At 47.0% G+C, this 23,493-nt stretch carries 24 protein-coding genes; 12 read left to right on the forward strand and 12 right to left on the reverse strand.

Features of this window, described 5'->3' with window-relative positions; genetic code table 11:
- The first annotated feature begins 67 nt into the window (after window positions 1–67).
- From ACSAZK_RS03400 to ACSAZK_RS03410, 3 genes are all read left to right on the forward strand, one after another.
- Window positions 68–1,369 carry an NYN domain-containing protein gene (locus tag ACSAZK_RS03400; protein WP_440956012.1) on the forward strand — a complete coding sequence of 434 codons (1,302 nt, stop codon included), beginning with the start codon at window positions 68–70 and terminating at the stop codon, window positions 1,367–1,369.
- A 361-nt stretch (window positions 1,370–1,730) separates the two neighbouring features.
- A complete protein-coding gene (locus ACSAZK_RS03405; protein ID WP_440956013.1) occupies window positions 1,731–1,988 on the forward strand; it encodes a hypothetical protein in 258 nt (85 codons plus the stop codon).
- A 257-nt stretch (window positions 1,989–2,245) separates the two neighbouring features.
- Entirely contained in the window at window positions 2,246–3,283 is a 1,038-nt protein-coding gene (locus tag ACSAZK_RS03410; protein ID WP_440956014.1) for a hypothetical protein, read from the forward strand.
- A gap of 37 nt (window positions 3,284–3,320) precedes the next feature.
- Here the strand turns inward: ACSAZK_RS03410 and ACSAZK_RS03415 are convergent, their stop codons facing one another.
- The 7 genes from ACSAZK_RS03415 to trmY form a co-directional block, all read right to left on the reverse strand.
- A complete protein-coding gene (locus ACSAZK_RS03415) occupies window positions 3,321–3,929 on the reverse strand; it encodes a HemK2/MTQ2 family protein methyltransferase (RefSeq protein WP_440956015.1) in 609 nt (202 codons plus the stop codon).
- 66 nt (window positions 3,930–3,995) lie between these two features.
- The gene (gene rsmA / locus ACSAZK_RS03420) at window positions 3,996–4,817 is read right to left on the reverse strand and encodes a 16S rRNA (adenine(1518)-N(6)/adenine(1519)-N(6))-dimethyltransferase RsmA (RefSeq protein WP_440956016.1); all 822 of its coding nucleotides are present in this window, start codon (window positions 4,815–4,817) and stop codon (window positions 3,996–3,998) included.
- Window positions 4,818–5,006: 189 nt separating this feature from the next.
- A complete protein-coding gene (locus ACSAZK_RS03425; RefSeq protein ID WP_440956017.1) occupies window positions 5,007–5,738 on the reverse strand; it encodes a DUF655 domain-containing protein in 732 nt (243 codons plus the stop codon).
- Between the two features lie 473 nt (window positions 5,739–6,211).
- Window positions 6,212–6,565: an RNA polymerase Rpb4 family protein gene (locus tag ACSAZK_RS03430; protein ID WP_048179300.1), complete on the reverse strand. Its 354-nt coding sequence runs from the start codon at window positions 6,563–6,565 to the stop codon at window positions 6,212–6,214.
- 543 nt (window positions 6,566–7,108) lie between these two features.
- Entirely contained in the window at window positions 7,109–7,405 is a 297-nt protein-coding gene (locus tag ACSAZK_RS03435) for a 50S ribosomal protein L21e (RefSeq protein WP_440956018.1), read from the reverse strand.
- A 198-nt stretch (window positions 7,406–7,603) separates the two neighbouring features.
- Complete coding sequence (locus ACSAZK_RS03440) at window positions 7,604–8,899, reverse strand: tRNA pseudouridine(54/55) synthase Pus10 (protein ID WP_440956019.1); 1,296 nt, start codon at window positions 8,897–8,899, stop codon at window positions 7,604–7,606.
- Between the two features lie 399 nt (window positions 8,900–9,298).
- On the reverse strand, window positions 9,299–9,940 hold the full coding sequence (gene trmY, locus ACSAZK_RS03445; RefSeq protein ID WP_440956020.1) for a tRNA (pseudouridine(54)-N(1))-methyltransferase TrmY: 642 nt from the start codon (window positions 9,938–9,940) through the stop codon (window positions 9,299–9,301).
- Between the two features lie 211 nt (window positions 9,941–10,151).
- Here trmY and ACSAZK_RS03450 point away from each other — a divergent pair, with 211 nt between their 5' ends.
- The 6 genes from ACSAZK_RS03450 (at window position 10,152) to ACSAZK_RS03475 (ending at window position 17,030) form a co-directional block, all read left to right on the forward strand.
- Window positions 10,152–10,811, forward strand: coding sequence for a metallophosphoesterase (locus tag ACSAZK_RS03450; RefSeq protein ID WP_440956021.1), 660 nt, complete (start codon window positions 10,152–10,154; stop codon window positions 10,809–10,811).
- Window positions 10,812–11,062: 251 nt separating this feature from the next.
- Complete coding sequence (locus ACSAZK_RS03455) at window positions 11,063–12,295, forward strand: MgtC/SapB family protein (RefSeq protein ID WP_440956022.1); 1,233 nt, start codon at window positions 11,063–11,065, stop codon at window positions 12,293–12,295.
- Window positions 12,296–12,693: 398 nt separating this feature from the next.
- Window positions 12,694–13,260 carry a hypothetical protein gene (locus tag ACSAZK_RS03460; RefSeq protein ID WP_440956023.1) on the forward strand — a complete coding sequence of 189 codons (567 nt, stop codon included), beginning with the start codon at window positions 12,694–12,696 and terminating at the stop codon, window positions 13,258–13,260.
- A 581-nt stretch (window positions 13,261–13,841) separates the two neighbouring features.
- A complete protein-coding gene (locus ACSAZK_RS03465) occupies window positions 13,842–15,002 on the forward strand; it encodes a tRNA (guanine(10)-N(2))-dimethyltransferase (protein ID WP_440956024.1) in 1,161 nt (386 codons plus the stop codon).
- Between the two features lie 286 nt (window positions 15,003–15,288).
- Window positions 15,289–15,933, forward strand: a complete 645-nt coding sequence (locus ACSAZK_RS03470; protein WP_440956025.1) for a MarR family transcriptional regulator — start codon at window positions 15,289–15,291, stop codon at window positions 15,931–15,933.
- 401 nt (window positions 15,934–16,334) lie between these two features.
- Window positions 16,335–17,030, forward strand: coding sequence for a DUF2110 family protein (locus ACSAZK_RS03475; RefSeq protein ID WP_440956026.1), 696 nt, complete (start codon window positions 16,335–16,337; stop codon window positions 17,028–17,030).
- A gap of 240 nt (window positions 17,031–17,270) precedes the next feature.
- Here the strand turns inward: ACSAZK_RS03475 and ACSAZK_RS03480 are convergent, their stop codons facing one another.
- Window positions 17,271–18,017 carry a V4R domain-containing protein gene (locus ACSAZK_RS03480; protein WP_440956027.1) on the reverse strand — a complete coding sequence of 249 codons (747 nt, stop codon included), beginning with the start codon at window positions 18,015–18,017 and terminating at the stop codon, window positions 17,271–17,273.
- A 214-nt stretch (window positions 18,018–18,231) separates the two neighbouring features.
- Here ACSAZK_RS03480 and ACSAZK_RS03485 point away from each other — a divergent pair, with 214 nt between their 5' ends.
- Entirely contained in the window at window positions 18,232–18,987 is a 756-nt protein-coding gene (locus tag ACSAZK_RS03485) for a PspA/IM30 family protein (protein ID WP_440956028.1), read from the forward strand.
- Window positions 18,984–19,262, forward strand: a complete 279-nt coding sequence (gene pspAA / locus ACSAZK_RS03490; RefSeq protein WP_440956029.1) for a PspA-associated protein PspAA — start codon at window positions 18,984–18,986, stop codon at window positions 19,260–19,262. Before ACSAZK_RS03485 ends, pspAA begins: the two co-directional genes overlap by 4 nt.
- A 263-nt stretch (window positions 19,263–19,525) precedes the next feature.
- Here pspAA and ACSAZK_RS03495 read toward each other — a convergent pair whose 3' ends face one another.
- Window positions 19,526–19,963 carry a universal stress protein gene (locus tag ACSAZK_RS03495; RefSeq protein WP_048179333.1) on the reverse strand — a complete coding sequence of 146 codons (438 nt, stop codon included), beginning with the start codon at window positions 19,961–19,963 and terminating at the stop codon, window positions 19,526–19,528.
- A gap of 234 nt (window positions 19,964–20,197) precedes the next feature.
- Between ACSAZK_RS03495 and ACSAZK_RS03500 the strand changes: the two genes are divergently transcribed.
- Window positions 20,198–21,418 (forward strand): hypothetical protein, encoded by a 1,221-nt coding sequence (locus ACSAZK_RS03500; protein ID WP_440956030.1) that lies wholly within the window; start codon window positions 20,198–20,200, stop codon window positions 21,416–21,418.
- 108 nt (window positions 21,419–21,526) lie between these two features.
- On the opposite strand, the gene pspAB is transcribed toward ACSAZK_RS03500, so the two are convergent.
- From pspAB to htpX, 3 genes are read right to left on the reverse strand one after another with little or no spacing between them, the layout of a single operon-like run.
- The gene (gene pspAB, locus ACSAZK_RS03505) at window positions 21,527–22,147 is read right to left on the reverse strand and encodes a PspA-associated protein PspAB (RefSeq protein WP_440956031.1); all 621 of its coding nucleotides are present in this window, start codon (window positions 22,145–22,147) and stop codon (window positions 21,527–21,529) included.
- Entirely contained in the window at window positions 22,138–22,302 is a 165-nt protein-coding gene (locus ACSAZK_RS03510) for a hypothetical protein (protein ID WP_440956032.1), read from the reverse strand. Before ACSAZK_RS03510 ends, pspAB begins: the two co-directional genes overlap by 10 nt.
- 41 nt (window positions 22,303–22,343) lie before the next feature.
- Window positions 22,344–23,222, reverse strand: a complete 879-nt coding sequence (gene htpX / locus ACSAZK_RS03515) for a zinc metalloprotease HtpX (RefSeq protein ID WP_440956033.1) — start codon at window positions 23,220–23,222, stop codon at window positions 22,344–22,346.
- Window positions 23,223–23,493 lie beyond the last annotated feature (271 nt).

A 23,493-nucleotide genomic window follows, 5' to 3' on the forward strand; every position in this document is an offset into this window, starting at 1 on the left:
TCTTCTGGTCCTTTCGGCTTTCCACAGAATTAAGCCATGTGAGATTTGCCTTGAGGGGAGTTTTGATTTGACTGAGAACAAAGATAACAACATAGCTATTTATCTCGATTTTGAAAACCTTGTGATTTCTTCCGAGGAAGTGTACATTTCCAAGGAAAAGCCCCTTTCGCTGGGGCCTATAGTGGATTTTGCAGCAAGCAGAGGTAACATCTCCATAAAGAGAGCTTATGCTAACTGGCAGCCTTACCATTTCAGCCAGTATGAAAGAGCCCTGCTTAACAACGGGTTTGAACTGGTCCACCTTCCCTTGACCTCAGCCCAGGGAAAGAACGGCGTGGATGTCCGCCTGGCGGTGGACGTGATGGAGAACCTTGAACTGTTTCCATCCATCGACATGATTGTAATAGGGTCAGGAGATACGGATTTCATCCCCCTCCTGCAAAAGATTCGGGCAAGGGGCAAGAGCGTTCTCGTGGTCGGCTTTGACCACTCAGTAGGCAGCCTCGTCAAGAGCAACTGCACGGAATTCAAGTCCCTTAACGAACTACTGGGAGAACCGGAAACGGAAACGGAAACGGAAACGGAATCCGAGATGATAGGTCCGCAGGAAATCGGCGAAGAAGAAGAAGAAGAAGAAGAAGAAGAAGAAGAGGGGGAAGAGGAGGAAGAAGAGGCCTACGGAACAGGGAGCAAAAGCATAGATGCCGCCGGCAGGGATGTTATGATCCGGTATATAAAGAACCGGTCGGACGAAGAGCCGGTCCTGATGTCGAACCTCAAGGTTGGCCTGAAACGCATAGACCCCTCCTTTTCGGAAAAAAAATTTGGATTTTCCTCCTTTAAGAAATACGTGGAATCTCTTGAAGGCGACCTCGTAGAGAGGATAACCCGCAACGAAAAAGGCGTTTACGAAGTCCACCTGGTCGATGCCGGAGATATAAAGACCACCAGTGTAGACGCAACCCAGAAAGCTAAAAAGTACCTCAAAACCCTGAAGTACCAGAAAGCAAACAGCCGGAGGTCTGCCCTATGCAGAAACATCTACAAACATTACAGAGGGGACGCCGAACACTCCATGCAGAGCGTAACCGATCACCTCTATTCCAGAATGGGTTCAAGCCGGAAGATCTCCAGAAAAGCAATCCAGAAATTTGTCATAACACTCTTTGAAGGAGGAGCGCTGGTCTATTCCCGCAAAGCTGAAAAAGGCACCCTCGGAGCTCTTAAAGACAGGCCCCTGAAACTCGCAGATTCGATCAAAGACCCCTACATGATAGAAAAAGCCTATATCAAAAGGGTCAGAGAAATCCTGAACAGTGAATTCCCGGACCTGGACGAGAATATAATCAATCAAACGGTGAACCACTGAGTGAGGAGCTCACCTGAAGATATTTTTACTCAAAATCCAGAGGATACAACGCTATATTTATTTTTTGCAGCTACAAATATTGGTGTAGCTCAATTTCCTTCTTTTTAAAACTCCAAAATACAGGGATTTTCTCATTTACCCCGGAGAAGAATACTTTTTTTGAACCGGTTTCCATAAACAGTTTCCGTAGAGAGACTGCTGTGAGCAAGATTCTGAACGGGATATTTCAGCACTTTTAATCTTGAAAATTTAGTGGAGGAGACGAGAAGATATGAAAGATGTTTCTATATAATGAAAAGAATACTGAAAATTATAATATAATATGAATAATTAATGAAAAATACCTGGAAGGGGGGTTATTTTGGGATATACTAAAGCTATACTGACATTACTTTTCTTATTAATTATAGACATCCCAACCGCAAGCGCCGGATGGGAAGAACTTCTTGATGATGCGAGTTCTACCGCAGAAGACCGGTCAGATTATGAAAACAGCGACTGGGAGAACTATGAAGATGGAATAATTGATAACTTCCATTTCAACAAAAAACTCGGATATCCTGAATATGATAGTGGTAACTACCAATCACAAAATGAAATTGACCGGACATTGAGATAGTCCGGAAAAACGCGCACAAAGAGAGTAAAAATCACCGGGATAAAAACCCAAAAGTGAGTCAGTAAAACTCGGACGCTAAGGGGAAACAGTTTTCCATAAACCAAAAGCCAGCGAGTAAAAGAGATTGGATTCCGGAGATATATTTTTTATAAAAACCAGATTTCTATATTATAATATTCCGGAATTATTACCACTTAAGTTATTTTTTAATCTCGCACCCCCTAAAAATTAATATATTTAGAACCTAATTACTAAGTATGGATAGTGCCCACACACTCCCCGCCATCTTCCTCGCCGTAGTCGGGACGATGTACACGGTCCTCGTTGCTTTTACGATCCCCTCGGTCAGGCGTCTGGATAAAAATGGGGAAGGGATCAGAAAAGTACTCATTCATTTTACGGCATTATCTGTCACCGCTTTTTTTGACATGGCTTATAATGCGTACATTCTTTACATAATGAACGGGGGAAAACCCGTAAGCCAGCTCCACATACTTGCAAAGCTCTTTCCCTCACTAAGCTATTTTCACTGGGTATGGACCTTTTCCACCATATCGATTGTGTATATCCTTTTCTTTTCATGTGGGCTTCTGTACCTGGTAGTGCTCACGCTGCGGTCGATAAAGATTGAGGAGCTGGAAGCTCAATGGGAAAAAAATGAGGGAGAGACCCTTGAAATTCAGGAAAAAAAAGAGGGTGAATTATCGGAACTCGAAGAGAAAAACATTTTACTTAGACAGTTGAAAACCGAATTCTCAGTAGAGTTCAAAGAAGCCCGCACCGAAATCCGGGAAAAAGTAAAAATCATCGTCCGGAAGGAACAAATGATCCGGTCTGGAGCTGTGAGTGCGGAAATCAGGGAAATGCTCAATCCCGCAATCGAACTCTCAGGTCCGGAAGAAAGCCCGTTCGAAGAATACATCACAAGAGCCGAAAAAATAAAGGATGTTGAAGGTTTGCCCGAAGACCTGCTCCGGACCATCAGGGAATACCGGGCCTGCCTGGAAAGCATAGATGAAAAGTTCAGAGAATTCATACTGGAATATAACGATGCAAAACGGGAAAAGAATGCTATTTTCGAGGCCCTGCAGGAGCTGGAAAATGAGCTGGAGATACTTGAAGAGGAAAATGAGGGCCTGGAAAAGCAATTAAAAGGACTGGATGGAGCGTTTCAGGTCGCGCTTTTAACTGATAAAATAAATTACGTTCTTGTAAAGGTTTCGGAGCAAGCAGCCGGAAGGCTAAAGGGACTGAAAAAGCCGACAACTTCGAGCCCGGGGAGAAACGAACTCTGAAAAACATTTGTCTGAAATATCACTAAAGTTTGAAATATCACGAAAGCCTCCCCCTGACAACTACCAGCTCCTCAAAAGAAACCTTTGTCCTCCCTACAATATCCACAGCAAATCCGAGCCCTTCCATCTTTTCCTGCACAGCCTCAACTCCCGTTATCGAAGAGATGAGCACCAGAATTTTCCCTCCCGGCCTGAGGTAAAAACTCACCTTGTCCAAAAACCTGTCCAGGGTCTCCCTCCCACTTGCCCCACCGTCAAAAGCGTAATTAAGCCAGCCGGACAATTTTTCCTTTTCCGAGGTCGGGAGATAGGGGGGGTTGAAAAGGATCAGGTCAAAGCGGGTTTTCGGGCTCCGGGGTTCAATTCCCCTGAAAAGATCGGTGCGGATGACCTCGACTCCGTTTTCCTTAGCACAACGGGCTGCATGGGGGTTGATTTCTGTTGCAATTATCCTGACGTTTTCGAGGTTTGCCCGGAGCACGGCAGATACAAAACCGCTTCCTGCTCCGACTTCCAGGACGCGCATGCCGGGCTCTGCCTCCTCAAGGGCGGCATCGGCAAGTAAAAAAGAGTCTTCGGCAGGTTCGTAGACGAGATCGGTTTCCCCGAGCTTTACCCGGGCATTTTTATATTCGATTTCCACCATGTATTCTCAGGTTCAGGTTTCAGATAAGGATTTAAGCAGAATTTAAGCAGGATTTAAGCTCGAATTTCAGGCAGATTTCAGATCTGATTTCAGATCAAGGATCATGTTTGCGACTTCCGCAAGTTCCCCGGGAGTCAGGTTTTCGGCCCGTTTGCCCATGAACTCTTCAGGGAGCTGGTTTACGATTTCCTTGACCTCAGGGATTTTAAGGAGGTGATTTGTGTTAAGAATGGAGTTCCGCAGTTTCTTTCGCCGCTGGCTGAAGACGGCTGCCACGAACTCCAGGAAAAAGGCCTCATCCCGGACTTCGAAGGGAGCCGGGCGGGGGACCAGTTTGATCACGGCAGAGTCGACTTCAGGAGCGGGCTGGAAGGCGTCTTTCGGGACCTTCATGAGGATTGAGGCCTCGGCAAAGTATTGGGTGTCGACCGTAAGGCGGGAGTAGTCCTTGCAGTTAGGGGGAGAAACCATGCGTTTTGCGAACTCGTACTGGTACATGAGGATGCCCGTTTTGAAGTTCCGGTGAAGGAGCTTGAAAGTGATTTCCGAGGAGATAGAGTAGGGGAGGTTCGAGACGACCTTGTCGAACTCGGGGAAGTCGAGCTTCAGGGCGTCGCCGGGGATGATCTCGATGTTTTCCACGGAATCGAAGCGGTCATGGAGGACTGCTACAAGGGCAGGGTCAAGTTCGATTGCGATAACTTTTTTCGCCTTTCTTGCAAGCCTTTCGGTAAGGTTCCCGATGCCGGCCCCGATCTCGAGTACCGTGTCCTCGGAGGTCAGTTCGGCGGCCGCAACAATCCGGTCGAGGTAACCGGCATCGATCAGGAAGTGCTGGTCGAAGACGCCGCCTTTTATGCGGTATTTCCTTAGAATAGAACGAACCAAAGATGAAAACTCCTGAATGGATAAATTGAATATGATAGCTGATTGACTGATCGAAATAACGGATAGACTGAATAAGATAGCGAGTAGAGTGAATAAGATAGCGTATTATCTGCACGAAATAACGGATTGGCTGAATAAAATCGATCTAAAAAAGGAATAAAAGCTAAGAGGGCCTTCAAAAGATCCCCCTCATGCCGGCCTCTGGCGGCGCGGCGGAGTAGTAAAGAGCCTGTACTTGATAAAGTCGTCCTTGAGTTCTTCTTCGATCCTGTGAGCTATGACCTTTGCCGGGTCATGAAGACTCGGGATCCTCTCGTGGATATCCTGGAAACTCTTAAAATCCCCTTTCTTGTGCTCATCGATGATAGACCACATAAGCTTTTTCCCGATACCCGGAAGGAGTTCGAGCATGTGAAGGCGGGTGGTGATGGAATGAGCTTCATTGAAGAACTTTACGAATCTCTCTTCCTGGTGCCGGACACAGGCTTCAAGGATGTACGGGAGTTCAAGGTTTGCACCGTGGGTCAGGTCGGGGTAGCCGATGCGCTGCTTTACGTGGTCGATGGTATCCCGGTCGCCGGATCCGATGTAGACCCTTGCCTGGATTTCCGGGATCACGCCGTTCTTGGGGACAAGCTCCATCAGGGTGAACTTCTTGTCGCCAACCGCCTGGACCAGAGGCTTTTTCTGGGACAAGGACCTTGCATCCACTGCTTTCCCGTAAGGGAGGTAATCAAGCACCCATACGTATTCTTCCCTTTCACCGGAATTCTCCCCGCCTTTCCCGGAAGACCGAGGACCTGATGAGCGAGAGCCTCTTTCAGGGTGAGGCCTACCTGCCGAACGTCTGTCAGAAAAAGATTTACCAGTGGAATTTCTGCCCTTTTGCGGTCCACCTGATTGTGATTTTTCGTCTCTCATCAGCACCCATCCTATATATAAATTAACCCCAGAACGTATTTACAACCGGGATACTCCCGGCTATCTATGGTCTCGGAAGATTCCCAACTTATCATAACATGAACAGAATATTCCCCTTATGGAAATATTCCCCTTATGGAAACATTCCTCTTATAGAATATTCCTTTACTGCATGACCGGGATATTCCCAACTTTTAATGATCGTCTTCCGGATGGAGAATTCTCCAGCCTTCAGGCAACCTATACAATCCCCCGGTGATGTCAGATTCCCCGGTATTAAATGATTACCCGAGCTATGCAGATATCCTCCGGTCAGGGGGATTCCTTAACCTTCAGGATAATTCCTCAGGTCAAGATGTTCCCAGAGACTTAAGTAAATTTTCCCAGGTATCCAGGACTACCCTCATGAATAACAAGATGAAAACTTCTATATAGCTTATTCTATTCTATTTCTCTTATTCCCTGCCCCTAATTCAATCCATTGCCTCGGCTACTAACTCGAGTATCTGGTCCAGTTCCTCATTGCTGAGGGTATACTTTTCTTTAGCGTAAACAGCCCTGAGTTCATCCCTGGACTGTGGCATGAGATCTGCAATCCGGACCGCGATAACAGGCTTCATTTTTTCAAGTTCAAGCAACTTGTTGACCAGCCCCCTGGATTTTTCAGAAGTGGTTTTTGCAAACACCTCCGCGTGGTGCAGGGCTTTTCGGAACTCGTATGCCACTTCCAGATTTCTCTCTCTGCGCTCGTCCGCGATCTCGGACAGCATTTCCTTGACTTCAGCCAGCGTCAATAACTCTTCATTCAGGACTTCCTTAACTATCATTGGAATACACTCTTGTTGGGCTAGAATTTCAGGTAGTTACCGCTTTTCAGGGCAATCTACTTCGATTTATTTTCTGTCCTGCCCCTAATAAGCTGCTATTAATTTCCACCTGTTAACTTTTCTTAAGCTTCAACCTGTCGACTAATTCGACCATCCGGAGATAAGTCATTTGTATGTTTGACAAACGATATATAATTATAGATGTCTCTGGACATCCAATATATCTGGAACTACAATGTATCTGGACATCAAATGTCAACGGACATCAAATGTCTCCATATCTTCAATTACAGATGATTCTGAATAAGCTGAAGCCTGATATTTTCAAAAGCAACTCTGGCACATCCCCTCTTGAAAATATTTTTTTGCACAGATCCGTTTCCTATCCTGAAGGCTTCCTACCTGAAAAAACCACTCAAAGATTGTGCTATTATCTTTAAAACTGCTAAGTAGGGAGCTTAAACGCTACGCAAAAATGCTACAGGTAAACGGCAGGGGATAAAAGTGGGTTAGGTTATATGAAACCTAACATCTACACTGTGCTTAATTGTATTTCTGCGGTTTCAGGTGCTGAGGCAGGGACAGAACTTCCTTCATAGCGTTGCCGCTGCGGACCTGGAGCAGATATGCTCTTCCGCGCTGCCCGACAATCTTGCCGGTAGAACCCTGAAACTTGGCATTGGGCATGCCCTTCTGGACACTCGGGTCAATATCGATGTGGACCATCTGCCCTTCTTCGAACTTCTGGATTACCTTGATTACAGGGGAAATTCCTCTCTCACGAATTGTCTTTTTTAACTTGTACCTTGTGCAACGTTTCTCACCGTGGGAATTTGTCATCGCATGTTCCTCCTTTAGAATGCTCGGTTAATGTCAATTCTCTCTAATAAGATCTTCTATCTAATAAGATAAATATTATTTAAATAAACCTGCCATACCGGAAAAATTTGGTCGGATGCAGGTCCTATTCAGATATGAATCTGATTCGGCTATAAAGCCGGAGTCAGATATAAACTTGATTCAGACACCTGGTCGGGTTCAGATATCGACGTTGATTACGTCAAGCTCTTCCACATGCGCAGGGAATCCTAAAAGCCCGCTGAGGCTTGGGTTTGTCCTGCCCTCGTCCCCTGAGACCAGCTCTTTCACGTAGAGCCCGCCTTCGCAGTGCACCGTGATAAAAGCATAGCCGGAATCGGTAAGCTCTTTAAGTTCCATTTCATGCACGCGCCTTTTCCGGATCAGATCGGCCCTTCGGTGCGCAACACGCGTGGGGGTTTGCTGAGCTATCTCAGTGCCACTTAGAGTTTCGAGGCAGGATTTAAGCTTTTCCTCTGAAACAGGCTCTTTAAATGTAACTTTAAGCTTATAAGCTTTATCCGCCTTTGAGTTTTTCAGGGTTTCAATCATGCCCTTTGCAACGAATTTCAGGTCCCTTACCTCGACTTTTCCTGCTGCCTGCTCGTTAATCTCCGCCATCAGTTTCTCAAGGTCTGCCGAGCGTTTTTTCGGGGATTTTGCTTCCACCACAAAAGGCCTTCCGCTCCCGAGCATCAGGGCGTCGATATCCTCCCTGCCCGAACCGTGGAAAGCCGTATCCACAGCCTGGAAAGCTTCCACCACAGGGTCCTTGATCAGTTCGTCCACGGATTCGGGGTACTGCTTACCCGTGAAATTGCAGATCTCGCAGCCTTTTCCCCGACATTTCCGGCAGGGCCAGCGGGTCTGGGGGATGCCGCGGACCATTTTCCTGTACCTGCCGTAGACATACACAGACCTGACCTGAAGCTCCAGCTCCTCCTTTGTAAGGTCAAGGGTAATCACTATGTCCGGGTTTTGGAAATCAACGTCCTTTCCTACCTTTCCAGAGATCAGCTTCCCGACCTCCCGGTTGACTTCGGTCTTCAGCTGCTCGGCATAAGAGGTCCCGGTCTCGGCCCAGAGGATTTCTTCGTTTTCACTCAGAAGCCCGCTCACCTTCGTACCCACAAGGAAAGTAGAATAATCAATGCCTTCAAGCTGCCTGACCGCTTCATCGGCCCAGGTGTCCAGTTTCCGGAACAGGTCAAGGCAGACACAACACTGCTCATCCTCACCTTCGATTCCTAGCGTCTTTCTTGCGTAAGCACTGCATGAAGCAAGTTCCCTGAGAAGGGTGTCGTCGTTTTCAGTTTTATAGACACGGTCCCCTTCCAGGGCAAGGGTCAGCTTAACAGCCTGACCCCGCTCCATATTGCTGAGGCCTGTGGATAATTTTGCAAACTGGCGGCCCATACAGTGGTCACATACAGGGCCTTCCTGAAGTATCTTTTTTGAAATTTCCAGTACATCCATTTGGTTTCACATTCTTGAGAGGTCTTTCGGGATAGCAGGGAAATGAGTAACATGATAAATGATTGGTAAATGATTGAAAGATGATTGAAAGATGATTGAAAGATTGATTGAAAGATTGATTGAAAGATAATTGAAAGATTGATTGAAAGATTGATTGAAAGATTGATTGAAAGATTGATCGAAAGATTGATCGAAAGATGATCGGTGAATAGGTGGAATTAAAGATAAGGGGTAAATATTCAGGTAAGCGTCTATCCTGATACAGGGAACTGTGATATAACGTTTTTTATTCGGCTTCCGAAAAAACAGGCTTTATGGGAGTTTTCACTCCCAGGACCCGCCTGCTTCAGTTTCAGCCCTTCAAGCTGAAACCCTGGGTTCAACCCAATCGGCTGCAACTTAATTTTCAACCCTGTCTGCTTCACATTCGCTCTCAACGGCAGGCTCGACTTCAGCTTCCAGCCTGTCAAGTTCATTGTGGATAAGGGTTATGCAGTGATTGGAGTGCAGGGAAATAGGACCCACGGAGATAATTTTCGCTCCTGCCCCAAGGATTTCCACTTCCTCTTCTTCGGTGACCCCGGTGTGGTCTCCGAGGATAAAAACAGGATCCGTAATTTCCCGGGCAACTTCTTTTATATCTGCCCCGTCTTCCCGGAGGTAGAGCAGGGTGCGCCCCTTAAATTGTTCCAGCAGGGTTTTCAGGTCACCCCTACGGACCCAGACACCTGGTGTGGACCGGACCTCATACTCAGAAGCCTCCTTTTTGAGGGCTTTCTGGATTAAAGAGCCGCTACTGCGCTCGTCCGGGTTCAGGTACCTCAGGGTCATGCCGTCGAAGCGCACGATTTTCCCGGGATCGGGTTCCCCTAGGAGGAGCAGGTGTACATTTACGTCTCTTCGCATCCCGAAAGAGAGAAAGAGGGCAGAACTCACACAGCGGCAGAGGATGTCCATCCGGCCCGCCGAACCCGGAAGGTCGTTTAAGGGAAAATCTCCGCTTGTCATTGCCTTGTGCCCTATGATAACGATATCGCGCATGGAGGCACTATATTTACGTAAGGGATATAAAAGATGTATGCATGTTCACTGGCATAGCCCGGATAAGGTCATACTGGAAAAAATAAATCAGACTGGAATAAATAAATCAGACTGGAAAAAAAATCAGACGGGAAAGAATCAGACTGGATGAATAAAACACACCGAGAACAGTTATAATAATTAAAAAATCAAGATCCAGAAAGGGATAAGGATGAAGATACTCGCAATTTCCGACCCCCACGGGGACTATTCGAAGATAAAGGCAATCATGGAACGGGCAGGAGACTTCGACCTGGCAGTCATCGTAGGAGACCTGACCAATTTCGGCCCCGATGAGAAGGTCGAGGAACTCATGGAAATGTTCGACAAACCCGTGCTTGCAATTCCAGGGAACTGTGACCAGAAGAGCATTCTGGAAGCCCTGGACGCCTCAAAGGCGACCAACCTCCACGGAAAAGCCAAACAGATCGGAAAAATCCGATTCATCGGACTCGGAGGCTCGAACCCCACCCCCTTCAACACCCCCTTCGAAATTCCGGAAGAAGAAATCGAGAGCACCCTTGAAGGAATGGTCTGCTCCGCAGAAGCCGCCGGGAACTGCGGGAAGGTCGTGCTCCTGACCCATGCCCCACCTCAGGGAACCTGCGACGAAATCCCCTGCGGGCACGTGGGCAGTACTGCCATCCGGAAGTTCCTTGAAAGGGTAGACCTTATAGTCTGCGGGCATATCCACGAAGCCAAAGGTATGGAAAAGGTCGGAAGAACCACAGTGGTGAACCCCGGAGAAGCCTGCAAGGGCTCCTGTGCCCTGATAACCATTGAGGAAGCCGAAGAAGACAAACCCATAGAAGTTGAGCTTATAGAAGTCTGAACCTACTTCAATCCCAAATCCCTGACCCCCGTTTGCCGGAATGTCGGCCGGGCTTTCAGGGATACTTTTTTGTTTAATTTATCTCCTGTTTCTTCCTGGATTTCCCCCTTTATCCTTTGTGGAAATATCAAAAGGGAATGTTTAAAGTAAATTAAATTCCAAACATTACATATGGAATTTTCTGAGGTTGAACGACGGACGTAATCCAGGAGTTTGGGTTTGACCCGGTTTTTATCGATTTCCTTCAAAAATTGGCCATAGCTTTCCTTATAGGGATACTGATCGGGATCGAAAGGGAACACCGCAGCCAGACTCACGAGATCTTTGCAGGAGTAAGGACCTACAGTATAACCTGCATTACAGGGATGCTTACCGCCCTCCTGACAGCCTCAACTGGATCAGGAATCGTGTACATAGCTGCGCTTTTCTTTGCGGCAGTCTGCTGCATAATCACCTACACCAAAATCACCATGTACCAGAGGATAGGAGTGACCAGTCCAATCACCCTTTTCTTCATTTTCATCCAGGGAGTGCTTGTGGGGTACGGGTACGGCCTCTTTGCAATTGTGTCCGCAGTCGTGGTAAGCTTCCTCCTGATACAGAAAAAACCCCTTCACGAGTTTGCCGGGAACCTGACAAAAGAGGAGCTCCTGAATGCCATGCAGTTCCTGGCAGTGGCTTTCATCCTTTACCCCGTGATGCCTGAAAAAAAGATTTTTGGGCTTGTAGACCTGAAAACCGCAATCCTGATCGTTGTCCTGGTATCCCTGATAAGTTTCCTGAGCTACGTGCTCCTGAGAAAATTCGGGGCAAAAAAAGGGCTCTGTTATTCCGGTTTTCTAGGAGGATTCGTGAACAGCGAAGCTACCACCGGAGCCCTTGCCGGGATCTCAAAAAAAAGTTCCGGGATGGCAGAACCCGTACTTGTCGGAATATTGCTCTGCAACACCTCAATGCTTATCCGGAACCTGGTAGTGGCGTTCATAGTTGACCCGAGCGGGAAGACAACCCTTTTAATGTTACCGCCCCAGCTTGCAGTAATCCTCCTCTCAGCCCTCTTTGTGCTCAGGAAGAACAAAAACCTCTGCCCGATCGGCGCGGAAACCCTTGAGATCAAGTCTCCTTTTTCCCTTGGCCCTGCTTTCAAGTTCGGAGCCGCTTTCACCCTGATCCTTATCATAGGCAGCACCGCCAATGAAGTGGCAGGCACTGCCGGGATCTACGCAACCGCCCTTGGGGCTTTTGTCAGCAGCTCGGGGGTAATCGTATCCATCACCCTGCTTGCCGTAAGCGGGAACATCTCATACATGACCGCAGCAAACACGGCCGTGCTGGCAAGCCTGATCAGCACGGTAAACAAGATCCTGCTCAGCAAGATATCCGGCTCAAACGAACTGTACTCCATTTCAAAGACAGTTTTCGGGCTGATAACCCTCACAGGGGTTGCCGCACTGTTCTTATGGAGTTATGTAAGCGGCATGTAAAAAGTAGAAAAGAGAGCTAAAAATCTAGTTCCGGAAAGCAAAATCCGGAATTCCACCATAAAATATCTCTTATATACTTGAATTATGAATTATGTACTTTAAGCATATTTATGTATAAGAGCATTTCAAATGCACTTACATAACTTATATCATACCTTAACCATATTTTATACCAAACCTTATCAGACTTCATACCAAACCTTATACCGGACCTTATATCATACACCGATATCAAAAAAAGAAAAGGTCGGTTGAAATAAGAATATCAAAGCAACCTCAAAACCTGAAAATTCATTCAAGCAACCTCAAAACAAATAGAAACAGAAAAGACAAAAAAATTCCGGACAAGAGTCAAGCTCCCGGAATTTCCATATAAAATAGACGTGGGGAATTTATTGATGAAAGCAAAGATCATTGTTTTGCTCCTCGTATTAAGCGCCGTGCTCCTTTCAGGATGTGTGGGAGACGAACAGCCTGCTGAGGAAGAAGAAATCCCTGAAGAGGAAGTGGCTCCTGAAGAAAACGAAACTTCTGAAGAGGAAATGATTCCTGAAGAAGAAATAACACCAGAAGAAAACGAAACTTCTGAAGAGGAAATGATTCCTGAAGAAGAAGTAACACCAGAAGAAAACGAAACTTCTGAAGAGGAAGCTCCTGAAGAGGAAGATGCTTCCGAGGGACCAACAATCATAAGTCCTGAAACTAGTACAAAAACTTACACCGTAAGAATAGAGAACTTCAGAGCTTCCCCTTCAAGCCTTGTGATCGAGGAAGGAGATACCGTTGCTTGGATTAATTTCCAGGACAGACTCTTCACCCTGGTCAGCGAAGAAGGACTTTTTGAGAATAAAAACCTGGTATACAGGCGCAGCTACCCTTATACCTTTGAAGAAGCTGGCACCTATAACTTCAGCGTCCTCGGGCAGGGTAGGATGGACGTTACCATAACCGTAGAAGAGCCCTGAAAAGGAAACAGCTCTCCGGAATATATTCCAGATCCCGAAAAAACATTACTTTTAACCGGAAGCACAGGAAATATATTCCAGCCACCTAACTGAAATTAAACCGGAAGGGGGAAAACCCTCTTCCAAAAAATTCTTTTTTTGATTATCCCGGACTACTCCCACATCTATTTTCAAATATGACATGACCGGTCCCATTGTCCGGACCAGGATATCTGAAAATTTTCTGATCTCATTTGAAATATATTCACGAAAATGTTATTATTTATAAAAGGCTTATATTAAATGGGAGTAAAGGAAAGGAACTGCCAGAGAAAGGGGGTGTGATTAAATCAGATAATTGGATCAAAACAACTTGATCCGGATTCAAAAACTGATGTACTATTCCTTTCAAATCTCCAATGAAAATCTTTCAGGACATCAAACTAACAACCTTTCAGGCTCCCTCAACGGGAATTCTTCAAATTCCCTGCCCAGAAGAGCCGGAAAAAATCAATCCGGATGCGTAATTCCGGTTTGTTCGGGCAGCTATGGATAAAAATGACCATTACTGTAAAATACGATATCAAAGAATAGCATTGCAGATGACCCTTAAAACCATAATGGAAGGCACGACAGAGGTTTCAGTTCCGGTCCCGCCCCGGGATGCGGCCTTCCCTCCCTCTGCGGCACCGGTATTTTATAACCCGGAGATGGAACTCAACCGCGACATCAATGTTGCAGCAACTGCAGCTTTCGTGGACAGACTGCTCGGAAAGAGGGATATGCAAAGGGAAGAGGTCCGTTACGTGGATGCCTTTTCCGCATCGGGAATCAGGGGGCTCCGGGTCGCAGGGGAAGTAGGAATCCACGCTACCCTGAACGACTGGAGCCAGGAGGCATTTGAGCTCATTCAGCAGAACATCAAACTCAACGGGCTGGAGGAAAAAGCGGAGGGATGCCGGAAGAATGCAAACGTACTGCTCCACGAGCAGAGATTCCACATCGTGGACATCGACCCCTTCGGGACCCCCTCTCCCTTTCTGGACGCGGCTTCCTCATCGGTCATGAACCTGCTTTCGGTTACGGCAACTGATACCGCACCTCTTTGCGGAGCCCACCTGAATTCGGGGATCAGGAAGTATGCGGCCGTGCCCCTTAACACGGAATTCCACAGTGAGATGGGGATGAGGGTCCTGCTCGGGGCCTGCGCCCGGGAACTTGCAAAACACGAAAAATCAATGGACCCCCTGCTCTCCCATGTAACCCGGCACTACGTCCGCAGTTACCTTGCAGTGCGTCAGGGAGCGAAACAGGCGGACAGAACCCTTAAATCCGTAGGCTTCCTCGCCCACTGCCCGAAATGCGGTTTCAGGCAACCCGTAGAAGGACTTGCCGTGCACATTGACCGGGAATGCCCTGTCTGCGGGGCCGGCACGAATATTGCAGGTCCGCTCTGGCTCGGCCCCTTGAGGGAGCCTGCATTTTGCAATGAGGTGCTTGTCGAAATGGAAAAGCGCCCTCTCAGGACAAAAGAAAAAGCCATGAAGATAATCAGCTTCTGCAGGGACGAACTCGACATACCAATGTTCTACGACCAGCACGTAATCTGCAAGGAACTGGGAGTTTCGGCTACAGGCATCGAAGGTTTTCTCGAAGCCCTGAGAGCAAACGGGTTTGAAGCCTCACGTACCCATTTCAGCGGAACTTCATTCAAGACGGACGCCACACTTCCGGAAATTAAGGAAATAATCCGTTCCCTGTAAAAAATCTCAAAAATTTCAAGCAGTCAAAAAGCCTGAAACCCTCTCAAAAGTATAAAAACTTAAAACTTCAAAGAAGTCCAAAAATCTCAAAAGTTTCAGAAGAGCTCAAAAATCTTAAAAGATTCAGGAAAGCTGAAGCTCAGAGAAAAATAAGGAAGACAAAATCAAAACGAAGTATTAGAAGATTAACTGTCAAAATATTATGCAAAAATTATTAAATGATAAAAAATATTTGGGTCTGTAAGATCCAGAGGCAACCCGCCATAAGGCACTCCAATGTGATATTATGTCCGACGATGATGCAGAAAAATTGTTTTTGCAGGAAAAACCCACTCTTGCACTGCTTATTATAGGCTCGATGGAAAAGACCTACGCATCCGTGATTTCAAAAGAGATAGATTCCACTTTTGCCCATACCACGAGGATCCTCACCAAAATGGAACAGTGCGGACTTATCAGATTCACATTCGAGGGGCGGATCAAATTTGTTGAACTTACGGAATACGGAAAAGATGTCGAAATCGCCCTCAAGGAGTTCCGGAATGTCATCCGGGAAGCAGCCCCCCCGGAAGAAGCCGAAGCAGCCGGAGAAGCGGCAGCCACGGGAACAGGGGGAGAAAGCCCTGGATCTGCGGCTGGAAAAGCGGCAGAAGAAGCAAGAGAAGCCGAAAAAATAAAGGAGCTCGACCCGATAAATAAGGAAATCCTTGAGAAAATCAGGAACTTCAGGGAAAAGATCGAGAACATCCACCGGGAAGCTCTGGAACAGGGAGACAGCAGGGATATGATTTCCCGAAAACTGGGCCCCTACAGCCGGGACATCAAAAAACTCAGGAACATGATTGAAACAGCTGAAAGCCCCATTGATGAAGTTGTTACGGAATCCCTGGAAGAAAGTTCCAGCCTCCTTGAATCTTACCTTAAACGTTGATTACCAGATTTGAGTACCTTAAACGTATGATACCTTTAAACATAGGTACCTTAAAATTACCAGATTTGAGTTCGGTGAACGTATGATACCTTTAAACATAGGTACCTTAAATATAAGGTACCTTAAAATTAGATCCTTAAACGCAGATCCTTAAAAGTAGATCCTTAAACATATGATACCTTAAACATTGAGATCCACATCATAAATTAATAAAAGCCCTGAAGGTTGAAACTCAACTTCACAAACGGTACTCAGCTTTAATATTGGAATACATTGCACTTTTGGTACCCGCCTTATACGTTTATATCCAGCTTTAGCATTCATACTCTCCTTAAAATCGGGAATCATTTTCATTTGACTCGACGGAATTTAAAATTCAAAGTTGATACGGCAGGAAGAACATGAAAAAAGTAGTCATACTGCAACCCCTATATGGAAACCGGGAAAGGGCGATTAATTCCCTTAGAGCCCTTATTGAAAACGAATTGAAAGAACTTGAAGTGGAGTTTGAAATATCAGTTGCCTCTGACCAGTGGGCGGAGATAAGCCTTGAAGGGGAAGACGAAGATGTCTCCAGAAACTTCCTGGTTTCGAAATACGGAACCCCTGCCAATAAAGCCGAACCTGGAAAAGTATACAGGGGTTTTATCCTGGCCGTCGAGGAAGATTTACTCGTGGTCAACATCGGTTTTCCTGTGAGGGTCGAAGCCAGGGAGCTAAAGGCCCTGGGTAGTGGGAAAGCAAAACAGCTTGCTGCAAGGTTCGGGCTGATTCCCCACCTTCCGGCAGAAATCGAAATCATTGAAAGCAAAGGCAACCGTCACAGGGCAAGGTTCAGCAAGCAGCAGCTTGACCTCTGGTGGGAGTGGAAAAAGGCAGGCACGGACAGAGTAACAATAAATGCTGCCACCCGTTCGGAGATAAAAAGCGCAATCAAAAAAACCGGACACGGCAAGGACATTTACGAGATAGAACGCCTGGGGCTCCTGGAACACGCAATCGTCTGCAGGGAAAAGACAGACGGACCGGGGATCGTAGCCGCAATAGGCCCGCTCCTGAAATCGGAAATGGGAGTCGTGATAGGAAGCGCCGATTGATCGGCATCCTAACAGCCCCGAAATATTAATAATTATTTTACCAGATGGCGAAAGGCTGGTGAAATAAATTGAAAGATAATAATATAAATAGCGTTTAAAAAAGAGTGAATGTTATAAAGAAATTTTCAGAAAATAATTTTGACTGGAATCCAGAACCGTACTTTGCTGGTGTAAGCGAGAACCTTAATCAGGATTCTGTAATAAGAAAACGGGATCAGCGGTCTTAATCAGAAACCGCAGTCAGGGCACCGTAATCTCGAAAATACAGTGTCCGTGCCCGGTCCCATAGCATTCTTTTTCCCGGACCCGGAATTCCCTGCCCAGCTTACCGCAGAGGATGCCTTCGATGAGGCCTTCACTCAGGGCACAGAAAGGCTTCCCGATAACGGGCATCGACTCGGCCTTGAAAGGGTCTTCAATGAGGAGGGAAAGAGGTTCGGTTTTGAGCATGGAAAGCCTTCCGTTTCCCCCGGATTCCAGGAAGTATCCGATTTCTTCCAGGAGCCCTTCGAGGGTTTCGGACTCAAAAGCGGATGAAAGGTGGACACCAATGTCGCATCCGATCTTTTTTACAATAGGGACATTATCAATCCCGTAGGCTTCGAACCCGAAGCGTAAAGCATGGTAGACGGATTCCATAAAGGAAAAACGGTCTTTTTTCCCGTTTCTGGCAACCTTTTGCAGCAGACTGTTATAGTGTTCATGGACAGGTTTCTGGGAGCAGCCCATGTAATGAGAGGTGAGGGAATAGATTTTCCGGCGGCGGTCAGCAGGATCAACCATTTCCTCTACGAGTTCGGTGGTCCTGAGGTTGTTGAGGTGTACGGAAATCGTGGACTTTGCCTTTGCCGTGTATTTTACGATTTCATCAAATGACCTCGAATCTTCCCTGAGGAGATTGAGAATTTGCAGCTTTACCGGACTGTCCACCGCAACAAGCCCGGATTCCGTGTAAAAAAATTCTGTTTTATTCTCAAGCCTTCCCATAATATCTTTATATAAGTTGTTTTTTGGATATATAAAACGTTCGCAGGGTTGCGAATAATCGATATTAATATATAAATATGAAGTTATAAATTGTGAAGCTTCAGGTCCCCTTCCGAAGAAAGCTCCTCCCCCGAATAGGATGAATCCCCCGGCAAAAAAATAAAAATACCAGCCTCTCCAATTAACAGGTAGCAAGAAAAAATCGGGGGAAAACATGGGGTTAATCAACCGGATGGAAACGGTCTTCAAGTCGAAGATGAACAAAGTGCTCAACAGGATGGAAGATCCCAGGGAAACACTGGACTATTCCTATGAAAAACAGCTCGAAATGCTTCAAGACGTAAAAAGGGGAGTTGCCGAGGTGACCACCTCAAAAAAGCGCCTCCAGCTCCAGCGGGCAAAACTGATGCAGAGCGTGGGCAAACTTGACTCCCAGGCAAAAGACGCGGTCACGGCTGACAGGGAAGACCTTGCAAGGATGGCCCTTGAACGGAAAGCCGCCCTCATGCAGCAGGTAGAGGGCATCGACACGGAAATCTCCGAGCTTGAGAAACAGGAAGAGAAGCTCATTGCCTCCGAAAAACGCCTCTCCACCAAAGTAGAGATCTTCAGGACCCGGAAAGAGTCCATAAAAGCCGGGTATTCCGCAGCTGAAGCCCAGGTCCGGATCAACGAGTCCGTAACCGGGATCAGCGAAGAGATGGCGGACGTGGGGCTTGCAATCGAGAGGGCCGAAAACAAGACCGAAGAAATGAAAGCCCGGGCAGAGGCCATCGACGAACTCATGGAAGTCGGGACTCTGGAAGACCTTACAGGCCCTCAGGACGATATCGAGCGGGAACTTGCAAAAATCAGCGCCCAGACAAGTATTGAGTCAGAACTTGCCAGGCTCAAAGCCGAAGCAGGCAAAGAACCCGAAAAACCAGAAAAACCAGAAGGCAAAGAAGCAGGCAAGGGGGCAGAGAAATGATAATCAGGATTATGGGCGAAGGGCAGTTCCGGGTGCCTGCAGCCCTCTACGACGAACTGAACGTGTTGGACAATCGCATAGTGGACTTTGTGGCCGAAGGGAAAGCCGGGGAGTTCAGAAGCGAACTTGAAAAGCTGGTCGCCATGATCAGGGCAAAAGGAACTGAAGTAGCGGCGGAAGAAATCGTGGAATCGGACATCATCGTGCCCCCGGAAGACCTCAGCCTTGAAGAAGCAAAAGAAGTGTTTACGGGGACCGGGATTTTCGAGGATTGAAACACAGCATTTTCTGCTTCGGCTTTCAGGATTATGGATCTCAGAGGTACAGCCCTTAGAGGTGCAGCTTCCAGAATACTTTAGATATATACAACACAGGAGCAGTTGCCAATGACACGTGCGCAACTGCTAATGATGTGGAAGCAACTTTAAAAATCAAGCTGCTGCTCCTCAGGAATCAAAACAAATAGAGATAGAAATAAAAATAGGGATCGAAAAATAGAGATAGAAAGAGAAAATTAGAAGGCTTCAGGAGCCCACAGTCAACGCACAACAATTACCGGAACTTTTGAGTGCCGGACAACATTCTCTGCCACACTGCCGATAAGGAACCTTTTAATTCCTGTCAAACCCTGTGTGCCCATCACTATCAGGTCAATACCGTTTTTCTCTGCATAGTCAAGGATTTGTTCGGCAGGGCTGCCTTTCAGCAATACCAGCTCCACCTTGACTTCAGCTCCTTTTCCGGCTTTTTCAACATCTGCAGTCGCAAGTTCCCCCCTATCAGTCAGATATTCCTCAAAAGGTTCGGCCCAGCCCATAACCTTTCCCGAAACTTTTGCATGCTCATCGGAAACGACGTACACAGCGTACACTTCAGCACCGCTTACCTTCGCAATATCTATTCCATGAGAAACAGCTCTTCTGGCGTTTTCCGAACCATCAGTTGCAATCAAGATTTTTTTGAAAAGATTCCCCATCGTATATCAACTCCACCTAATTCTGTAATATAAAATATGGAGTTATTACTATTAAAATATCATCCCGGAGGGTCTGAATTCTGCAATAAAGGGCTCAAACAATTGATAATTAAAATTGAGACACATGTAAAATTAATTAATAAAAACAGTACCGGAAAACTACGAATTGAATTGAAGTTTAGGCAAGAAATATATTCATTAGGGGACAAGCGAAGGTCGATAAAGGAGGATTACATGAATTCCAGATTCCTGAAAAAATTGTTTACATTAGCTTTGATTTTAGTCCTGCTATCCTTCAGCGGTTGCGTTGATAACAATGAAGAAGACCAGCCACTGGAAAATGAAAACAGAGAACCTGTCGAAGCTTTCGTATACGGAACTGTCCCCGTGGAAGAAGTGCATGTCGAGATGAAAAAGACGGTAATCCCGCCCGAAATAAGCATCTCCGTAAAAGGTAACCTGCCAGACGGCTGCACCGGGATTGACCGGGAGAACATCACGATGGAAAAGGAAAACGGGAACATCACAATCGGAATACCCACTATAAGGCCTGCTGATGCGGTCTGTACCGAAGCCCTGGTGCCTTTCGAAGAAAAGATCCCGCTTGATGTTGAAGGCTTTGAGGTCGGCAACTATACGGTATCCGTAAATGGGATCGAAACAAGCTTTGAACTTACTGCTTACGACATCGTGGCCCCGGACGAAACCTACGCTCCCGGAAAAGCGGCTGTTGAGGACGTAACGGTAATAATGACAAGGTCCATTCCTCCGCAGGTAAGGGCAGTGGTCTCCGGGATGCTTGCCGGAAACTGTGAAAGGATCGATGTAGGGAACATATCAATCGAAAGGCAGGGCCGGGTAATCCTCGTGGAGCTTCCAACCCTGAGCCGGACAAACGCTCCCTGCACCATGAACCTGGCACCCTTTACGGAGTACATCCCTATCAACATCGAAGGCCTTGAACCGGGAGAATACACAGTCTCGGTAAACGGGGTAAACGGCACCTTTGTCCTGGGTGATTACGGAGTTCCTTCAGAGCCATCCGAGCCATCCGAGCCATCCGAGCCATCCAAACCCTCAGAGAATACTTCAGGCGAAGATGCGGAAACTTACGGGCTTATTGAAGGAAACATCCTCTTTGAAGGCCTTGAAGAAATTATAGAAGACGTTACTGTTTACATCCGGCTTGATGATGTAAGTCTTGCGGATGCCCCGTCGACAGTGATCTCGGAGACCGTTATTGAAAATGTGTCGGTGGCCCCGGAAGAAAATAAAGTTCCTTTCACCCTTGGCTTCCCGGAACTTGTGGCAAACAGGATGTATTCGCTCTATGTCCATGTAGATGTTGACGGAGACGGGAAAGTCTCAAAGGGAGACTACGTAACCACGATGCACAACGGTGTACCCACTGACCAGGACACGGTAAATATGGACGTGACGGTTGAACGCGTGTGAACCGTCAAAAAAACGATAGAAAACCGTCGGGAACTAAGGAAAAGGAAATTTCAGGATTTGAAAGGTCAAAAAGGAACTAAGGAAAAGGAAATTTCAGGATGTGGAAAATTAGAAGGGAATTCCCCACAGAGGATACCATTTTTCCACATCTTTTTCAATGGGGAGTTCCCGCTCCATCCCGGTCCTGAGCCTGAATTCCATTGGAGTATCCCTTTTCTTTCCCGCAAGCGGCACAAAAGGATAATAACTGCCCTGCTTGAAATTGTAGATCCAGTAAACTACTTTTTTGCCGGTATGCCTCCCGGCTTCCGGACCTTCAAGCTTACCTTCACCCTCAGCCTCAAAACGGTAGATTGCACAGAGAAGCTGCTTCCCGAAACCGTGTTCCTCAAGGGTCTGGCTTACCAGGTGCAGGTTTACGACCAGGTCTTCAAAGTCAGGGTCTTTGAAAATTGTCCAGAGGAAATTGTATTCGTCTTTTTCAAGCCTGTATTCAGTCCCGGTTTCTTTTGCGCCGTACTCCAGAAGTTCCTCAATCTCTTTCCGGGCACTGGTATAGGCGGAAGCTTCGATGGGCTTGAAGCAAATCCCTGCCTTTCCGGAAGGTTCCAGGCCCATACTGGTTTCCAGGGTGATGCTGGCCGTGGAGATCGCAAAGAGTTTATCAGGCCGTGATTTAGGAAGGCTGCTCCTTCCAAGGACGGCGTCCACGAGATCCCTTAACCCCATTTTAGTTCAACTCTCCCATCTTCCACGTCTTCTTCATCTTCCTCATATTCCCCATCTTCCGCAATCTCTCGTTTTCCCATCTTCCGCAATCTCTCGTTTTCCCATCTTCCGCAATCTCTCGTTTTCCCATCTTCCGCAATCTCTCGTTTTCCCATCTTCCGCAATCTCTCGTTTTCCCATCTTCCTTCATTCGCTTTCAGGCTAACTCATTCTGGATCTTCTCAAGGGCTGCAAGCCGCTTTTCAACCGGAGGGTGGGTGGAAAAGAGGTTCATGAACGAAGAGCCGGAAAGGGCCGGGATAATGAAAAAGGCATTCATCCCCTCGACCTTCCGGAGGTCTTCCGTGGGGACTTTTTGCATCACCCCGCTGATTTTCATCAGGGCGGAAGCCAGGTTTGAAGGCTGCCCCGTGATAACTGCCGAGCCCCGGTCTGCGGAAAACTCCCGGTAGCGGGAAAGAGCACGGATCAAAAGGAAACTGAGCAGCCAGACTCCCAGGGAGACGAGCCAGACCAGCAGAATGCTCCCACCGTTCCGCCTCTGCCCCCCACTTCCGAAGTAGAGGCTGTAGCGGACAAAATAGAAGGCTATGGTAGAGATAAAACTGGCAATGGTCATAACCATCACGTCCCGGTTCTTGACATGGCTCAGTTCGTGAGCAAGCACGGCTTCGAGTTCGGCAGGAGTAAGTTTATCCAGGATCCCGGTGGTAACCGCAACCACGGCATTACCGGGGTTCCTGCCGGTGGCAAAGGCATTCGGGACCGGAGTATCCACAATGGCAACCCTCGGCTTCGGGATATCGGCAATGGCACAGAGCCTGGTTATCGTTTCATGCAGGCGTGGAGCCTCAATTTCGGAAACAATATGAGCCCCTGTCGTCCAGAGTACCATCCTGTCCGAGTAAAAGTACTGGATTGCCATGAAAGCCCCTATAAAGAGCAGCATGAACGTGGGCGGTGCCCCGTAGTAAGAGAGAAAAACCAGGAAAAAAAGATAAACTGCCGCCAGAAGAAACATTGTAAAAAGCATCCTGCCCTGTAAACCCCAGTCCTGTTCCCATTTCCGTTTCATGGATTTCCCCCCGGTTATTTTCGTGCATCCGCAATTTTGCGGATCCAGTTTTTCGTTATATTTTTGCTTATATTTTATTCTTCATCTTATTTGAACCAGAACCTCAGGAGGGTCAGGTAAACAAGTTGTAACCGCAATACCAATGTTCATATAAGTAAGCTGTAATCGCAATGTCAATGTGTATATAAATGAGTTGTAATCGCAATTACCAGAATCAAGTCATACCCGGCGATCCAACCCCCCAATCAATGAAAACACCGATATCTTTTTT

Origin of the sequence: Methanosarcina sediminis (genome assembly GCF_052056915.1) — an archaeon.
Lineage (GTDB): Archaea > Halobacteriota > Methanosarcinia > Methanosarcinales > Methanosarcinaceae > MTP4.

What these genes read in the sequence shown, in the direction of transcription:
- ACSAZK_RS03460 (WP_440956023.1), top strand. Translation starts at nt 12,694, where the DNA reads ATGAAAGCAAAGATCATTGTTTTGCTCCTCGTATTAAGCGCCGTGCTC.
- ACSAZK_RS03510 (WP_440956032.1), bottom strand. Translation starts at nt 22,302, where the DNA reads ATGGGAAAACGAGAGATTGCGGAAGATGGGAAAACGAGAGATTGCGGA.
- ACSAZK_RS03430 (WP_048179300.1), bottom strand. Translation starts at nt 6,565, where the DNA reads ATGATAGTTAAGGAAGTCCTGAATGAAGAGTTATTGACGCTGGCTGAA.
- ACSAZK_RS03495 (WP_048179333.1), bottom strand. Translation starts at nt 19,963, where the DNA reads ATGGGGAATCTTTTCAAAAAAATCTTGATTGCAACTGATGGTTCGGAA.
- htpX (WP_440956033.1), bottom strand. Translation starts at nt 23,222, where the DNA reads ATGAAACGGAAATGGGAACAGGACTGGGGTTTACAGGGCAGGATGCTT.
- ACSAZK_RS03440 (WP_440956019.1), bottom strand. Translation starts at nt 8,899, where the DNA reads ATGGATGTACTGGAAATTTCAAAAAAGATACTTCAGGAAGGCCCTGTA.
- ACSAZK_RS03500 (WP_440956030.1), top strand. Translation starts at nt 20,198, where the DNA reads ATGAATTCCAGATTCCTGAAAAAATTGTTTACATTAGCTTTGATTTTA.
- ACSAZK_RS03410 (WP_440956014.1), top strand. Translation starts at nt 2,246, where the DNA reads ATGGATAGTGCCCACACACTCCCCGCCATCTTCCTCGCCGTAGTCGGG.
- ACSAZK_RS03465 (WP_440956024.1), top strand. Translation starts at nt 13,842, where the DNA reads ATGACCCTTAAAACCATAATGGAAGGCACGACAGAGGTTTCAGTTCCG.
- ACSAZK_RS03450 (WP_440956021.1), top strand. Translation starts at nt 10,152, where the DNA reads ATGAAGATACTCGCAATTTCCGACCCCCACGGGGACTATTCGAAGATA.
- ACSAZK_RS03435 (WP_440956018.1), bottom strand. Translation starts at nt 7,405, where the DNA reads ATGACAAATTCCCACGGTGAGAAACGTTGCACAAGGTACAAGTTAAAA.
- ACSAZK_RS03470 (WP_440956025.1), top strand. Translation starts at nt 15,289, where the DNA reads ATGTCCGACGATGATGCAGAAAAATTGTTTTTGCAGGAAAAACCCACT.
- pspAB (WP_440956031.1), bottom strand. Translation starts at nt 22,147, where the DNA reads ATGGGGTTAAGGGATCTCGTGGACGCCGTCCTTGGAAGGAGCAGCCTT.
- ACSAZK_RS03425 (WP_440956017.1), bottom strand. Translation starts at nt 5,738, where the DNA reads ATGAGAGACGAAAAATCACAATCAGGTGGACCGCAAAAGGGCAGAAAT.
- pspAA (WP_440956029.1), top strand. Translation starts at nt 18,984, where the DNA reads ATGATAATCAGGATTATGGGCGAAGGGCAGTTCCGGGTGCCTGCAGCC.
- ACSAZK_RS03415 (WP_440956015.1), bottom strand. Translation starts at nt 3,929, where the DNA reads ATGGTGGAAATCGAATATAAAAATGCCCGGGTAAAGCTCGGGGAAACC.
- ACSAZK_RS03485 (WP_440956028.1), top strand. Translation starts at nt 18,232, where the DNA reads ATGGGGTTAATCAACCGGATGGAAACGGTCTTCAAGTCGAAGATGAAC.
- ACSAZK_RS03480 (WP_440956027.1), bottom strand. Translation starts at nt 18,017, where the DNA reads ATGGGAAGGCTTGAGAATAAAACAGAATTTTTTTACACGGAATCCGGG.
- trmY (WP_440956020.1), bottom strand. Translation starts at nt 9,940, where the DNA reads ATGCGCGATATCGTTATCATAGGGCACAAGGCAATGACAAGCGGAGAT.
- ACSAZK_RS03475 (WP_440956026.1), top strand. Translation starts at nt 16,335, where the DNA reads ATGAAAAAAGTAGTCATACTGCAACCCCTATATGGAAACCGGGAAAGG.